Genomic DNA, 13,552 nt, shown 5'->3' with positions numbered 1-13,552 from the left:
ATAAGCACTATGACAGCGGCCTGTACCTACAGGCACAAGTCACGGCAAAAAACACCTGCAGCAGGTCAGAGAATGGGAGGTCGGTAAAGGCTGGCTAAAGCGCCTTTGGGCAGCGCTTGAGACTGGAACAAAGGAGACATGCGTTTGCCAGGCCAGTTTGAAGACAGTGGCATGGCGGTGGCCATCGCGCTGGAGCACAAACCATGGCAATGGGGGCAGTCGGCCTGGCAATCATGGTCACTGCCGCAGTGGTCAGACATCATCGAAGTGTCTGCTTGCTGCTCCATATTATGGCAAGGAGCCGCCTCATCAGTGTTTTGCACGCCACTATTGAGATCAGCAGCAGGCAATGGCGGCATCGACCAAGCCACCAGCGCCTGCGCGTTAAACGCCAGCGCCAGCAAGATCAGTAGCAGCAACTGCATGCCTGTCTGTCTGAAATGGGCACAGTGCAAAGCACAGTCTCCGAAATAACGTCGTTATAGGATACGCAGCGGCTGCATTAAGTTCCAGCCAGTTGCGATGCCTGCTACGAGGCAAACCATGGCGCTAGCCATGACAGTGCCGAGTGCGTTTTTGCTGCACCAAAGATGTAGGCAAACACCAAAATGGCTAAACCGTAAGCCACCAGGCGCTGGCGTTTAATAGCCACGGTGGCGATGCCAATGTAGGCGATCAAACCCAGCACTTTGGCCGTTAACCAATGCTGCTGCAGCGGGTACTGATCAATCACAAAGCACAGCCAGATGGCAAATACCAACAGCGCGCTGTCGACCAGATGCGGCGGAATGCGCAGCCACAATTTCTGCGCCAACGACGGTCGCCAATAAAACAGCCAGAAACGCAAGTTAAGCAGGATAAAGCTTAAGTAGGCCAGCCCCATATGGCTGGCTTTGATGGCGGTGTAATCCATAGTCCGAGTCAAACCTTTTATTGTTGCAGTGACAGTAAGCGGAAGTGGCATAGTGTAAACCTTGGCTGCCGCAAACCCTATGACCATGGCATTTTCTAACAGCGCATTACACTTCCAACCAAAATGTGACTGGACCGTCGTTAGTGAGTGAGACTTTCATATCAGCGCCAAAACATCCACTGGCAGTGCTCACTTCATGCTTGGCTAGCTCAACAAATTCATCGTACAGGGCCTCCGCCAGAGCTGGCGCTGCACCTTTAGAAAAACCAGGGCGGGTGCCTTTGCGGGTATCTGCCGCCAAGGTGAATTGCGACACCACCAATAGCTCACCGTTAATATCCCGCAGGCTGCGATTCATGCGCCCTTCATCATCAGAGAAAATGCGATAGCTCAGAACTTTGTCCAGCAGCTTTTTTGCCTTATCGCTGTCGTCGTCTTTTTGCACCCCAAGCAACAACAAGATGCCATGGCCAACAGCACCGACGGTTTTACCTTCTACCACCACTTGCGCTTGGCTAACGCGCTGGATTAAAGCAATCATGTCACGCCTCCTGAAACAGTGAGCGCAGCATAATTAAATTCGTGAGCGACGCAAGCGCAGCGCCATACAGCGCCGACAGCCAGCCATTGATCGTACTTTTGTGGGCCAGTCGCTAGAGCCTGGCCTAAACTCTGTGACACACTGCCGCAAGCAATAGATAGGAGCATATTGATGGCCATTCAGGCATGTTGGAAATCGGCATTAGCCACTTTATTGGCGCTGTGGTTAGTGCCCGCCAGCGCGGCTACCGAGGTGTATGTTTCACGCGATGAAAACGGCAACTTGATCTTTAGCGACCGGCCCAGCAAAAACTCTGAAAAGCACGAAGTGAAAGAGCTGCCCACCATGCCGGCGATGAAAGTGCCCGAAAAAGAGCCAAAGCCAGAGCCGAAAAAAGAGCCAGCGTTTGAGTACACCAGCCTAGCCATTGTCTCGCCCAGTGAAGGCACGAACATTCCACGCGGCATGGGTGGCAATATCAGCGTGAATGGTGTGCTCAGCCCAGGCTTGCAAGCCGGCCACTCGGTGGTGCTACTGCAAGGCAGCAGCGTGGTTAAGCGTGGCCGCCAAACCTCGTTCAGCCTAAGCAACTTATCGCGCGGGGAGTATCAGTTTCAGTTGCAAGTTCGCGATAAAGACGATGAAGCCCTAATTTCCAGCCAGCCAGTGACCGTTTACGTGCAACGCCCTACGGCCAACTAATCTACCGCCCCCTTCGCCAGCACGACATTGTGCTGGCAATGCACCAATAAAAAACACCCCTCCACTCCATCTGCACCAACTTAGTGCAGATAACAACAGCGTTCCTTGCTATTGTTCTTCTCTGTGGCATCCAGGCCAGGCTTGAGCGCTATGATTGTGCACTTAAAAACAGATGCTTTTAAGCTGGCTCGCTTTTTGCTGATGCCCTAAATCAAAGGGGGAACATTCATGCTAGCCAGTCCTGTCATCAGCCAACGCCTACTGGAACACCTAAATACCGGGGTGCTGTTGCTGGATGCGGACCTCACCGTCACCTACATGAACCCAGCAGCCGAAGCTTTGCTGGAGATGAGTGGTAAGCGCGGTTTGGGCATTCATTTTTGGGAAATGGTGGTCGAAGACGATAAAGACCGCCAGGCCTTAGAAGACGCCGTCGTGACCGGCCACAGCTTTACCAAGCGCGAAGCCACCATCCTGCTGCACAATCAGCAACAAGTCACCATGGACTACAGCGTGAGTCCGGTTTCCCACCCAGAAACCCGCCTGCCCACCTTGTTAATTGAACTGCAGGGGCGTGATCGTTTAATGCGCATCAGTCGCGAAGAGCAGTTAATTGCCAAGCAAGAAACCACGCGCTCACTAGTACGCGGCTTAGCCCATGAAATCAAAAACCCGTTGGGCGGTATTCGCGGAGCAGCGCAACTGCTGGAGCGAGAGCTGCCTTCAGAAGGCCTGCGCGAATATACCCAAATCATTATTGAAGAAGCCGACCGTTTGCGTGATTTGGTGGATCGCTTATTGGGGCCACGACAAATCCCCAAACAAGAAGAAGTAAATATTCACGAAGTGCTGGAGCGGGTATGCCAGCTGATTGGTGTGGAATCGCACAATCGCATTCTTTTTCAACGCGATTATGACCCATCCATTCCGGAACTGCTGGCCGACAAAGATCAAATGATCCAGGCGCTGCTGAATATTTGTCGCAATGCCATGCAAGCCATGCTGGAAAGCCATATTTTTCAGCCAACCCTAAGCTTGCGCACACGCACGGTACGCCAGTTCACCATCGGCCATAAGCGCCACCGTTTGGTGGTGCAAATTGATATTCAGGATAACGGCCCTGGCATTCCCGCCGATATTCAGGAAGATTTATTTTACCCTATGGTCAGCGGTCGAGCCGACGGCACCGGCCTGGGGCTTTCTATTGCGCAATCTATTATTAATCAATGCAACGGCATTATCGAATTCGATAGCGAGCCGGGCAGCACTATTTTCTCTATTTACTTACCGTTGGAAAACTTATGAGCACTGTTTGGATTATTGATGACGATAAATCCATCCGCTGGGTACTGGAAAAAGCCCTGTCGCAGGCCAATCTCACCACCCGAGTGTTCGAGCAAGCCGAACCGGCATTGCGCCAGCTTCAGCACGAGCACCCGGATGCGATTATTTCTGATATTCGCATGCCCGGCATGGACGGTTTGGAGCTGTTACGTCGCGCACACGAGGCCCATCCAGATTTGCCCGTGATTATTATGACTGCGCACTCAGATCTCGAAAGCGCTGTGTCGTCTTACCGCCAAGGTGCCTTTGAGTATTTACCCAAACCCTTTGACGTCGACGATGCCGTTGAACTGATTCAACGCGCCATTGCCCATTTTGCTGAGCTCAATGCCCAGCAACCGGCCATGGTGGCCGAGCAAGACAACACCGAAATCATCGGCGAAGCACCGGCCATGCAGGAAGTGTTTCGCGCCATTGGTCGCTTGTCACAATCCAACATCACGGTATTGATTAATGGCGAATCCGGCACTGGCAAAGAGCTGGTCGCCCATGCGCTGCACAAGCACAGCCCACGTGCCGGCAATCCCTTTATTGCGTTGAACATGGCCGCCATTCCTAAAGATTTAATTGAATCCGAACTGTTTGGTCATGAAAAGGGCTCGTTCACCGGCGCTGGTGGCCAGCGCCGTGGACGCTTTGAGCAAGCCGATGGCGGCACGCTATTTTTAGATGAAATTGGCGATATGCCGTCAGAGACACAAACACGGCTGCTGCGGGTTTTGGCCGATGGCGAATTTTACCGCGTTGGCGGTACCACTCCCATTAAAGTCAACGTACGCATCATCGCCGCCACTCACCAAAATCTAGAAACACTGGTCAAAGAAGGCCGCTTTCGCGAAGACTTATTTCACCGCTTAAATGTTATTCGCGTGCATCTGCCACGTTTGGCCGACCGACGCGAAGACATTCCACGTTTGCTCAGTCACTTTTTAAAGCGTGCCGCCGACGAGTTAGACAGCGAAGTCAAAGTATTAAAACCGGAAACCGAGGAGTTTTTGTCCGCCCTCGACTGGCCTGGCAATGTGCGTCAGCTAGAGAATACCTGCCGCTGGATTACCGTGATGGCATCCGGCCGTGAAGTCATGGTCAGCGATTTACCGCCCGAATTATTAGAGCAAAAAGGCAGCAGCCAAACATCGGGAAACTGGGAGCAAGCGCTGCGCTACTGGGCCGACCAACAGCTCAGCCATGGCACCACGCAATTATTGGATCGAGCTGTGCCCGTGTTCGAGCGCATTATGATTGAAACGGCGTTAAAGCATACCGCCGGTCGCCGCCGGGATGCCGCCAACTTGCTCGGCTGGGGGCGCAATACCTTAACGCGCAAAATCAAAGAACTGGATATGGAACATTCCAGCGATGACGATGAGCACGACGAATAATCCACAGCTGCGCTGATCGCGGTGCTCTTATCAACGTGTTTCTATCACGGTACTTCACGCCAATAAATGACGCGATCATGGCCACGGTAGATTCCAAACGTCGCTGTGCCGCTTGGATTATCTAAGTTGCCATCGTCGTCATAGTCGTCCTGCAACCAGGGCAATACAGTGGCGGCATCGTAAGTTACGTCAACACTGCCTTGATTCGGTGTCGAGGCGTTTAAAATGAAAGCCGTGGCATCGCGGCCAGTCACTAGGGTGCCTGCTGTGGCCTGTAAACTGGTAAAGCCCGCTGGCGCCAAAGCGGCTGACGTTGAGGCAAACACCGTGCAGCTGTCATCGATATTTTGCTCAAAGCGCCCAGCAGCGCTGAAAAACTCAGTGCGCATTGGCATCGCCAAGTCTTGAGTTTCTGGGCCATAGGTATCTTCCAGCCATAAGCGACCATAGCGCATTTCAAAATTGGCTTGTGGATTAAAGCTTAATTCCGATATTGGCTGTGTATGACCAACGCCGTCATCGTCTTGAAAGTCTGCTAGGGTAATCGTCAAATCGGGATTAAAAGGGGCAACCCTGGCTAGCAGGCTTTTGTTGTAACTCAGGGCATCAGTATTAGAAAACACATACTCCAACCGCCCAGACGGCAGGCTGCCAATATCCGATAGCGTACCGGCATTAAATGTCTCACTCACAGCCAAGGTATTGCCATCGGTGCCCAAATTAGAGTTATCGGTACCGATGGTTTCAGGTTCAAAATTATCTACTTCTAGCCTATTAAAACCCGTAAACGAATAATTGAGCGTAGTATCGCCCTGAGCATTGACTGCGATTAGACCAATGCTGGGTGGCGTTAACCACGACAGTGGCTCACCAATGTAACTAAAGCCACCGCAAGCCGGCGCCAGTTCACCTGGGTTAACGGACGTCGCAAAGCGGTAGGGAATTTGCCGCCCAAAGGGCAAGCTGGTGACACCCGGCTCAAAGCTGCTGCCAGGGGACACATCCACGCCTAAATAACTGCCGCCATCAATGGCGGTATCCAACTGGAACACCCCGACCTCAGAAATACGCACATCAGTTAAGGTCAGCGCTCCGCCCAAGCTATGACCGTAACTGACGGGCGATAAAGTGCCAGGCGCTCCGCCACTGGGGGCGATTAACGCATGATTTAACGTCATGTTAGATGCAAAATTTTCCGTAACACTGTTGCCACTGCAATAATCACTGTCGCCATCATAAGCTACGGGAGTAATGGTTAGCGGAAAGTTCTCGCCAGCAGTGCCAAATATTGGGCAACTGCTGTCTGCTGCTGCGCAGCTGGAACTGGTCGCCATGCAAAAACCTGCCGGCACACTGACAAACTGATCGCTACCATCCATTATCAAGCCAGCATCGTCGCCGCTGCCAGTGTAACGCGCTGATAAGCTCATCAAACCGGCATCCTGGTAATTCAGCAGGATGTCCGCTTCACCAGTGCCATCAAAGCTTAAGGTAACGTTGGTAGCCGCCGCTTCGCTGCCGCTAATACTGCTAAAGCCAGAGCCATCATCCAGTTGAACCGGCAAGGTGCCGCTATTCGGGTTCACATAACCCGACCAGAACGCCACGGTTTTATCCACATTCGCAAACGCAGGGATACAGACTTTGCTGTCCGTGGCTGTTTCTACCGCAGCAATGGTGGCTGTCACCGGCAAATTAGCCGTCATATTGGGCACAGTGACCAGCAAGCCAGAATCTAAAAATGACAGCGAGCAATTAGTCGTTAATGCACCACCATTAATACTGCATAAATTCTGGGTAAAGGCTTGAGTGAGCGGATCAGAGCTAATGACTTCTAAATCCACCGTCGAAGCTGTAGTGACCGCTAGACTTACCGTAGCCTCTCCCCCCGTAATGGTAAAGGTATCGCCACCAACCCAACCACTGGGACCTAAAGTGACTTCCACTGGGTCGGTAAACAACGCACTGCAATCCGCATTGGCGCAGGCACGAATGAGGATGTTTTCTTTGGGGGTACAGGTCAGGCCATTGCCGGAATAATAAAATTCAAAGTGATGCACCAAGGAGCCCACTGGGTTTAACTCGGCTGCACATACCTCTAAATTATCGATTTCGTGTACGTTGCGCGAGCCACCGGTAGAGCCGGTAAAGGATAACAATAAATTCTGTGGAATAGCGGCCTGGCCTGGCTGAGTTTCAACATCTACAGGGCCTATCACATTGGCAAAGCCCGGCCCAGTATTACGTTGCACTGTGACCCAAGTTTGACCATCGGTACGCGCATCAATAACAAAACGGTAGCGATGATTAGGCCCACCAGTATTAGCTGACGCATTGCGCTGATCAATGCCTGGATTTAAGCCACCGCTATTGGCAATAAACCGGTAGCCAGCCTGGCCAACGCCACTGCCACGTAATGTCACACTGTCTGGCGTACGCCCGATGCCGCCCTGACGACCCTCTGATGGATTGGCAAAGTTGCCGTATTCATCAATACCAATACCGACCCAACCACCAGCAAAACCATCATCGCCATTATTGCGTTGCGCATACCCCAATGAACCACCAAAGCTACCAGCCTGTGGCGTAATCGCCGCATCAGAAAACACCACCGCAATGCCATCGGCACCCGAGCCGCCCAAAGTTGACCAAGCATAGTGATCGTATTCAATGGTAACGATGTTGCTATCGGCAGGAAACAAGCGTTGCAGCGAGGCAGCCGTAGACTGGTTATTAGTGTCTTGAGTTAAGCGCAACCGGCTATTAACAATTTGCGGAGCAAAGCCACCTGCCACCGCTGATGTCACCCAATCATTACCGATATTGCCGCGATTAAAGTCATCAAAAAAGCATTGTAATGATGCTTCAGCAGTTAGGCGCACATTATCTATATGATAGTAATCTAGTGGCTCTCCGGTATTCCGCCTTTGGCCACGCTCCTGGTAAAACCTGAGCTGAAAATCACTGACTAAGGCGTTTACCGGCAGTATTAATTGTTGGCTTTCGCTAAATCCTGGCGAGCCATTGCCATTCAATCTATCTAACTCGACCCAACCACCTGAGCCAGTACGATACTCAAGCACAAGATCTTCATTGCCTTCGGGGTTTTCACTGGGATCCCAAGCGTCGTTACCACGTGCCCACCAGTATTCCAAAGTGACCGAACTGTAACTGCTCAAATCGAGTGTTTTTAATTGAGCACTCACTTCGCCCGCATAAGTGCTCAATGAACGACGACCACTGCTAGATACAGCACTTGTAATAGCCGCGCCACCTTCAGCTGTAGCAATAGACCAATCATTTCCAATGCTGGCACGCTCAAACTCGTCACAGAAGATGATGCCACTTTGCGTACAATAGCCACTAGGCGGAATGCCAGCTTCTTCGATTACCACATCATCAATATGCCAATAGTCAAACCCTTGCGCACTAAAGCCACCTTCAAAGCGAAAGCGAATAGCACCGCCTAAAAACAAAGCATCCGCGGGTAAAGAATAAGCAGCTAAACCTATTTCTCCTCGATTACCTCCGCCCGGAAAGCGGTCTATCTCGATCCAAGTGCCGCTGCTATTTAAATACTCTACCACTAAGTCTTCTTGATTATCTGGATATTCACTAAAGCTATCATCACCGCGACGCCACCAAAAACTTAGCTCAGCTTCTGGCACATTTAAATCGAGCGCCAACGTACGCACACTGACATCTTGCCAATGCAAAAATAGGCTTAAATTGCCTGAGTTGGATGTCATACCATTTATGCCGGAAGCAAAGGCATCTGAGGTACTCCAGTTGGGCGCCAGGCTGCCACTTTCAAAGTCATCGCTAAAAATAATATCGCCTGGTGCTGCCCATACCGGCGCAATAAAGAAACAACACAACAGCCACCACACGTATTTCATTGTGCCCGCACCTCAATAACACGCCGCGCTTGGCTGGCGCCATTGCCGCAGCTGCCCGTTGAGCGCAAGGTAAAAACGCTATCAGCACCGGCCGTTACCGCCGTGCATTGCACACTGGCCTGACAGCCAGCGAGGCCTGTGGCGGTAAAATTCTGGCTATAAAAAGGCGTCGTTGCACAGGCAAGTCCTGCGCTGCCGTCGGGTGGAAACAGCACATTCATCGCTAATTGCGCGCCAGACTCAGCGGCATAAAACGCCCGTTGCGAATTAAGTTGCAAAGCCACGCTGGCACTGGAGCTGGATTGCAATTGCGACATGGCAGTAATAATTAACGCCAATGCAGTCACAATAAAAATCGCCAGCGGCAAACCCGCTCCGCGCTGCTGAGCATAGTCATTAAGGTACATTGCGATATTGCACCTCCTGCACCACGTTCAAGGTTTCCTGATTGGCAGCATCCTGCAGTTGATATTCAAACGTTACCACGCCGTTGCGCTGTAAAGTGGGTGGCGTGACTCGAAAAGTTAACGAATCTACCGTAAGCCCCGCACCCATTACCCGACGGCCAGCGGCTTCAGTGCTGGGTAACGCAGCAACCACATTGCCGCTGTTGGCGAGGGTGCCGTAATTTTGGTAGTGGTACAAAAAGCTACCTTGCTGGCAAAAGGTTTGCGGCGTTGCCACCAAAAAGAAGCGCCGACTCGGGGAATCAACAGGAAAGGTATGCGCCGCGGCCAAATTCACCACCACCTCATTGCCCGCAGGCAAGGTAGCAATGGCGTTGGTAAGCGGCCCAGGATTATTCAGCGCATATAAGTTGCCCCCCGGCAATGGATACACCGCCACTCGCCCGGCCTGCTCGGTGCCGTAGGAAAAAGCCGAAAACTGGGTAATGGCATCGCCGACACTGAGCTGGGTATAACGACTGGCGGCCACAATGGGCATAAATTCAATGCAACTGTTGCCGGCAAATACTCGAATACTGCCTGGCAAGGCTTCTCGCAAGGCGCGACTTACTTGTTGATTAATTAAACCGGCATTGGTCGCCAGCCGCTGGCGGGCGCCAGAATCCACCAGGCTTTGCGCTGACTGGCGAACAATCACCACACTGATGGCGGCCACAATGGCTAAAATCACCACCACTATTACCATCTCAACCAAGGTAAAACCGCGTTGCCGTGGCATTAAAAATTCCCCCGATAGGCACTAAAGGGGCTTTGACTGCCATCTGGAGCTGTAATGGTGACGGTGATGCGCTTAGCAGCGCCATTGGTGCCCACGCCGTTATCACAAACGACAGCCACATCCACGCGAAAACCGCTGTAATCCGCCTCGGCGGGCAAATCGATTAACGCCGGTGGCGATTCACTAAGGCCATGAAAATCATCAACATCGTCGTACTGGCCGCGATTTTCGCCATCGTCGGTAATGCGACACGCGCCGGTATAAGTGGGTATGCCAGTGGGGTCACTGGCTTCATCAAAGCGCCGGGCCAGAATTTCATCCAAATATAATTGTGCCAGTTCCAACGAGCGCGTTTGCACCATGGCATTGGCAGTGCGACCTGTGATGACAGAAAAGCTCGATACGCTGGCGACCATGGCAATACTGATAATCACAATGGTAATCACCAGTTCGACCAAGGTAATGCCACGCATTAGCCGCTTCATGGGGATAACAACTCAGGGCTGGCAATTGCCAGAATAGGCATAGCCGGATGATGCCAAGCACAGGGCATGACTGTTTGACGAGGTAAACACCAAGCGTTGCTGACTGGCAATCGCGCCTTGGTTAGTAAACGTTTGGCTCCAATTAGCGCCGTTGCTGAGGGCTGAGCCGTTAATGGCCACGGTGGCTTGCTGACGTTCATAAACCTGACGTTGCACCTCCAGCGCTTGTGGCGTGCCTGGTGCGGCAGTGAGCACCAGTGTCCAATCAGAGGCAGATTGGCTCAACACCAATTGCACCGGCTGACCGGTTGATAGAGCTTTCAGCTGCGCCTGGTTTAATGCCGACAACAGCTGATCACGCACCGCCAGCGCAGACAGCGCCGACGGATTAAAAAACAAGGCACTGGCCGAGACGCTTAAAATACCCATTAAAATAATGGTAATAATCAGCTCGACCAGGGTGAAGCCTTGTGTTTGTTTCAAAATAGATTAATTACAGTTTGCTGCATCGGCATCAATCGAGTACTCCGGACTAGAATTTGCTGCCGCTTGGGTATAAACCATTTCGCAAGTGCCACTGGCACCTTTAGCCGCAATGGTGACTGTTCCCGTTCCATACGAAATATCGAAGTCATCCGAAGTGATACCTGCTGACTCGATAATACCGGCAGTCGTTGCATCGCCAGCAGCAGGATATCCATTAACCATGTTGATAGTCAGCCCTTCCAACGTCACTGTTGAATCGCCGTCGGCTTCAGCCAAGTGCTTTGCATGAGCAATATTGGCTGCCGACTTAACCGCACCCAGAGCACCTTGAACCGTAGAACTACGCGCCTCACCACCCAAATCCGCAAAACGCGGCAGCGCAAAGGCAGCCAAAACGCCGAGAATCACAATCACCATGATCAGTTCGATCAAAGTAAAACCTGCTTGCTTTTTCATAGAGTCCGACTCCTGTGTTATCGGAAGTGCCAAGTTATACGCCCGGATTGGACGTTATAAACAATCAAACCTTGCTGTCCGTCGCGGTTAAGCCAAGCGTCCATCACCTGACTTTCTTCGGTGGTGGGAGGCTGTGCGCTATTAAGCACAACTGCCTGCCCTGTATTGTTTTGGTTGCCAAGCTGCGGCGGCGACTGTAACAAACCTTCCGCCATGGGTTCTGCCGCCAGCAGGTAAAAACAGCCTTGCTGTGAGGCCAACGCCTGCTGCATTTGCAGCCGGTAATTTAGCCCTGCAGCTCGAATCAATCTTGCCCAGCTGCCGGCGACCGCCTGCTCACTTGCTCTGTCGCCTTCACTTTTATGTTGGCCTTCACTTTGCCCTTTGGCGCCCTCAGCTTGCAGCCCATGCCATAGGCGCTGACAACCGCCATTGGTTAGCCTAGCCGGTTGCTGAGGCAACGCGTCATTGGCGTCAAAAAATCGCCAATCGATCGGCCAACCTGAAGGTGTCATGGCAACGGCGTCAAATTTTGTCGTATTCTGCCATTCTCTTTTACCTTCAAGGGTCGTGCTTTGTGCTGTCACAGACGACTCTGTCGCATTTGGTCTAATGGTATCAGCGCGTATCAAGGCTTCGCTAGCAGCGCCGACCAGCGGCAACTGCAGCCAGACCGGGCGTTGCCCGCTACTCCACCAACTGGCTCTAAGCGCCAATACGGCGGCGCGAAAGCGACTGGTTTCTGCCATTACCTGCAAACGCTGTGCCTCTTCTAACAAAAGCGTCGCGCGCGGTATAAAAAAAGCCAATAACGCCGCCAGCAATGCCAGGCCCACAGCCACTTGCAACTGGCTGTAGCCAGAGCATCTATGGCCAGCATAATGGCTATGGCGAGCTTGGTATTGACGGCAATCAAGGGGCATATCAGTCACCGCTAGCCTCTGCCCAAAGCGGCACCGGCCAAATCCCAAATGGGCAGGAATACGCCCAATGCCAGCACCAATACCAATGCACCTAAAAACACCAGCAATATCGGCTCAATGGCATCCGCCAAACGCTTAAGCTCGTAGTCCACCTCTTGTTCGTAAAAGTCGGCCACTTCGTTTAACAGCCGCTCGATGGCGCCGGTTTCTTCACCCACCGCCAGCATTTGCAGCACCAAGGGGGTAAACATGCCCGTGGCGGCGGCGGTACTGGTAAGGCGCTCGCCTCTTTCGATGCCGCTGCGCATTCCGCGAATGGCTTGGCCGATATAGCGATTGCCGACGCTGTCGGCCACCACCGTCATGCATTGCAAAATAGGCACACCGGCGGCCATCATCATGGCAAAAGAGCGCGAAAAGCGGCCCAAAGCAATGCGTTCGAAAATGCTGCCAATTAACGGCATACGCAGGCGCTTTTGATCCCACCAAATACCGCCCGTTTCGGTCTGGGCGTACCAGCGCAACCAGGCGATACCGCCAATCAAACCGGCCAACATATACGGCCAATAAGCCTGAAAAAAACTCGACGTCGCCATGAGTACCCGCGTCGGCCAGGGCAAATCGGCACCGAGTTTGGCGAACACATTGTCAAACGCGGGAATGACGAACAGATTAATCACCACCATGGCAATGCTGATGGCACCGATCACCAGCGTTGGATAGCGCAGTGCCGATTTCACCCGCTTGCGAGTTTCACGCTCCATTTCCAGGTGATCGACCAGACGCAGCAGGGCGTCATCCAGTTGACCGGTGTTTTCGCCGACTTGAATCAAGTTGACGTAAATTGGTGAAAATAGCGCCGTATGACGACGAAACGCCGTGGATAGCTCAGAGCCGGATACCAGTGAATCGCTGACATCGCGCAAAGTGGCTTGCAGCAAGCGATTGTGCGACGACTCCGCCAAGCCATTTAATGCGCGAATGATGGGAATGCCGGCTTTGGTCAAGGCATAGAGTTGGCGGGTAAATAAAATCAGCTCGTCCATGCTGACGTGCTGGCGCCACTGTATGCCACCGGCATGATTAGATTGCGCCTCCACCACCGCCGTCGACAGCCCTGTCACTGTGATGCCGCGATCACTGAGGGTATTGAGGGCAACGGTTTCGCTCGGTGCTTGCAGCTGCCCTTCTACTTTATTGCCGCTGGCATCGCGCCCTTGGTAGCTAAATTCCATT

At 52.5% G+C, this 13,552-nt stretch carries 14 protein-coding genes; 3 read left to right on the top strand and 11 right to left on the bottom strand.

Translation table 11 applies throughout. From position 1 onward, the window contains the following. Positions 1-65 precede the first annotated feature (65 nt). From IE090_RS04695 to dtd, 3 genes are all read right to left on the bottom strand, one after another. Positions 66-425 carry a hypothetical protein gene (locus IE090_RS04695; protein ID WP_189387187.1) on the bottom strand — a complete coding sequence of 120 codons (360 nt, stop codon included), beginning with the start codon at positions 423-425 and terminating at the stop codon, positions 66-68. Between the two features lie 104 nt (positions 426-529). After that, a complete protein-coding gene (locus IE090_RS04690) occupies positions 530-913 on the bottom strand; it encodes a SirB2 family protein (RefSeq protein WP_189387186.1) in 384 nt (127 codons plus the stop codon). Between the two features lie 106 nt (positions 914-1,019). Beyond that, on the bottom strand, positions 1,020-1,454 hold the full coding sequence (dtd, locus tag IE090_RS04685) for a D-aminoacyl-tRNA deacylase (protein ID WP_189387185.1): 435 nt from the start codon (positions 1,452-1,454) through the stop codon (positions 1,020-1,022). Positions 1,455-1,625: 171 nt separating this feature from the next. On the opposite strand from dtd, the gene IE090_RS04680 reads away from it, so the two are divergent. The 3 genes from IE090_RS04680 to ntrC all read left to right on the top strand — a co-directional run bounded on the left by IE090_RS04680 (position 1,626) and on the right by ntrC (position 4,882). Next, positions 1,626-2,156 carry a DUF4124 domain-containing protein gene (locus tag IE090_RS04680; protein ID WP_189387184.1) on the top strand — a complete coding sequence of 177 codons (531 nt, stop codon included), beginning with the start codon at positions 1,626-1,628 and terminating at the stop codon, positions 2,154-2,156. Positions 2,157-2,384: 228 nt separating this feature from the next. Beyond that, positions 2,385-3,461, top strand: a complete 1,077-nt coding sequence (gene glnL / locus IE090_RS04675; protein WP_189387183.1) for a nitrogen regulation protein NR(II) — start codon at positions 2,385-2,387, stop codon at positions 3,459-3,461. Continuing rightward, positions 3,458-4,882 carry a nitrogen regulation protein NR(I) gene (gene ntrC, locus IE090_RS04670; protein ID WP_189387182.1) on the top strand — a complete coding sequence of 475 codons (1,425 nt, stop codon included), beginning with the start codon at positions 3,458-3,460 and terminating at the stop codon, positions 4,880-4,882. Before glnL ends, ntrC begins: the two co-directional genes overlap by 4 nt. A 44-nt stretch (positions 4,883-4,926) precedes the next feature. Here the strand turns inward: ntrC and IE090_RS04665 are convergent, their stop codons facing one another. Genes IE090_RS04665 through IE090_RS04630 form a run of 8 tightly spaced genes read right to left on the bottom strand, consistent with a single transcriptional unit; the run spans position 4,927 to position 13,551 of the window. After that, the gene (locus tag IE090_RS04665; RefSeq protein ID WP_189387181.1) at positions 4,927-8,781 is read right to left on the bottom strand and encodes a DUF6701 domain-containing protein; all 3,855 of its coding nucleotides are present in this window, start codon (positions 8,779-8,781) and stop codon (positions 4,927-4,929) included. Next, positions 8,778-9,188, bottom strand: coding sequence for a hypothetical protein (locus IE090_RS04660; protein ID WP_189387180.1), 411 nt, complete (start codon positions 9,186-9,188; stop codon positions 8,778-8,780). The genes IE090_RS04665 and IE090_RS04660 overlap by 4 nt, the downstream gene beginning before the upstream one ends. Further along, positions 9,178-9,966, bottom strand: coding sequence for a prepilin-type N-terminal cleavage/methylation domain-containing protein (locus IE090_RS04655; RefSeq protein ID WP_189387179.1), 789 nt, complete (start codon positions 9,964-9,966; stop codon positions 9,178-9,180). Before IE090_RS04655 ends, IE090_RS04660 begins: the two co-directional genes overlap by 11 nt. Continuing rightward, complete coding sequence (locus tag IE090_RS04650) at positions 9,966-10,451, bottom strand: type IV pilus modification PilV family protein (protein ID WP_189387178.1); 486 nt, start codon at positions 10,449-10,451, stop codon at positions 9,966-9,968. Before IE090_RS04650 ends, IE090_RS04655 begins: the two co-directional genes overlap by 1 nt. A 12-nt stretch (positions 10,452-10,463) precedes the next feature. After that, complete coding sequence (locus IE090_RS04645; protein ID WP_189387177.1) at positions 10,464-10,934, bottom strand: GspH/FimT family pseudopilin; 471 nt, start codon at positions 10,932-10,934, stop codon at positions 10,464-10,466. A 6-nt stretch (positions 10,935-10,940) separates the two neighbouring features. After that, entirely contained in the window at positions 10,941-11,393 is a 453-nt protein-coding gene (locus IE090_RS04640; protein WP_189387176.1) for a prepilin-type N-terminal cleavage/methylation domain-containing protein, read from the bottom strand. Positions 11,394-11,410: 17 nt separating this feature from the next. Continuing rightward, positions 11,411-12,316: a hypothetical protein gene (locus IE090_RS04635; protein ID WP_189387175.1), complete on the bottom strand. Its 906-nt coding sequence runs from the start codon at positions 12,314-12,316 to the stop codon at positions 11,411-11,413. Positions 12,317-12,327: 11 nt separating this feature from the next. Further along, positions 12,328-13,551 carry a type II secretion system F family protein gene (locus IE090_RS04630; protein ID WP_189387174.1) on the bottom strand — a complete coding sequence of 408 codons (1,224 nt, stop codon included), beginning with the start codon at positions 13,549-13,551 and terminating at the stop codon, positions 12,328-12,330. Position 13,552 lies beyond the last annotated feature (1 nt).

This window comes from Bacterioplanes sanyensis (genome assembly GCF_014652515.1).
GTDB lineage: Bacteria > Pseudomonadota > Gammaproteobacteria > Pseudomonadales > Oceanobacteraceae > Bacterioplanes > Bacterioplanes sanyensis.
Note: the sequence above shows the minus strand (reverse complement) of the source record. Positions and strands in the feature narration are given on the sequence as shown.

What these genes read in the sequence shown, in the direction of transcription:
- dtd (WP_189387185.1), bottom strand. Translation starts at nt 1,454, where the DNA reads ATGATTGCTTTAATCCAGCGCGTTAGCCAAGCGCAAGTGGTGGTAGAA.
- IE090_RS04640 (WP_189387176.1), bottom strand. Translation starts at nt 11,393, where the DNA reads ATGAAAAAGCAAGCAGGTTTTACTTTGATCGAACTGATCATGGTGATT.
- IE090_RS04660 (WP_189387180.1), bottom strand. Translation starts at nt 9,188, where the DNA reads ATGTACCTTAATGACTATGCTCAGCAGCGCGGAGCGGGTTTGCCGCTG.
- IE090_RS04695 (WP_189387187.1), bottom strand. Translation starts at nt 425, where the DNA reads ATGCAGTTGCTGCTACTGATCTTGCTGGCGCTGGCGTTTAACGCGCAG.
- IE090_RS04690 (WP_189387186.1), bottom strand. Translation starts at nt 913, where the DNA reads ATGGATTACACCGCCATCAAAGCCAGCCATATGGGGCTGGCCTACTTA.
- glnL (WP_189387183.1), top strand. Translation starts at nt 2,385, where the DNA reads ATGCTAGCCAGTCCTGTCATCAGCCAACGCCTACTGGAACACCTAAAT.
- IE090_RS04665 (WP_189387181.1), bottom strand. Translation starts at nt 8,781, where the DNA reads ATGAAATACGTGTGGTGGCTGTTGTGTTGTTTCTTTATTGCGCCGGTA.
- IE090_RS04630 (WP_189387174.1), bottom strand. Translation starts at nt 13,551, where the DNA reads ATGGAATTTAGCTACCAAGGGCGCGATGCCAGCGGCAATAAAGTAGAA.
- IE090_RS04635 (WP_189387175.1), bottom strand. Translation starts at nt 12,316, where the DNA reads ATGCCCCTTGATTGCCGTCAATACCAAGCTCGCCATAGCCATTATGCT.
- IE090_RS04650 (WP_189387178.1), bottom strand. Translation starts at nt 10,451, where the DNA reads ATGAAGCGGCTAATGCGTGGCATTACCTTGGTCGAACTGGTGATTACC.
- ntrC (WP_189387182.1), top strand. Translation starts at nt 3,458, where the DNA reads ATGAGCACTGTTTGGATTATTGATGACGATAAATCCATCCGCTGGGTA.
- IE090_RS04655 (WP_189387179.1), bottom strand. Translation starts at nt 9,966, where the DNA reads ATGCCACGGCAACGCGGTTTTACCTTGGTTGAGATGGTAATAGTGGTG.
- IE090_RS04680 (WP_189387184.1), top strand. Translation starts at nt 1,626, where the DNA reads ATGGCCATTCAGGCATGTTGGAAATCGGCATTAGCCACTTTATTGGCG.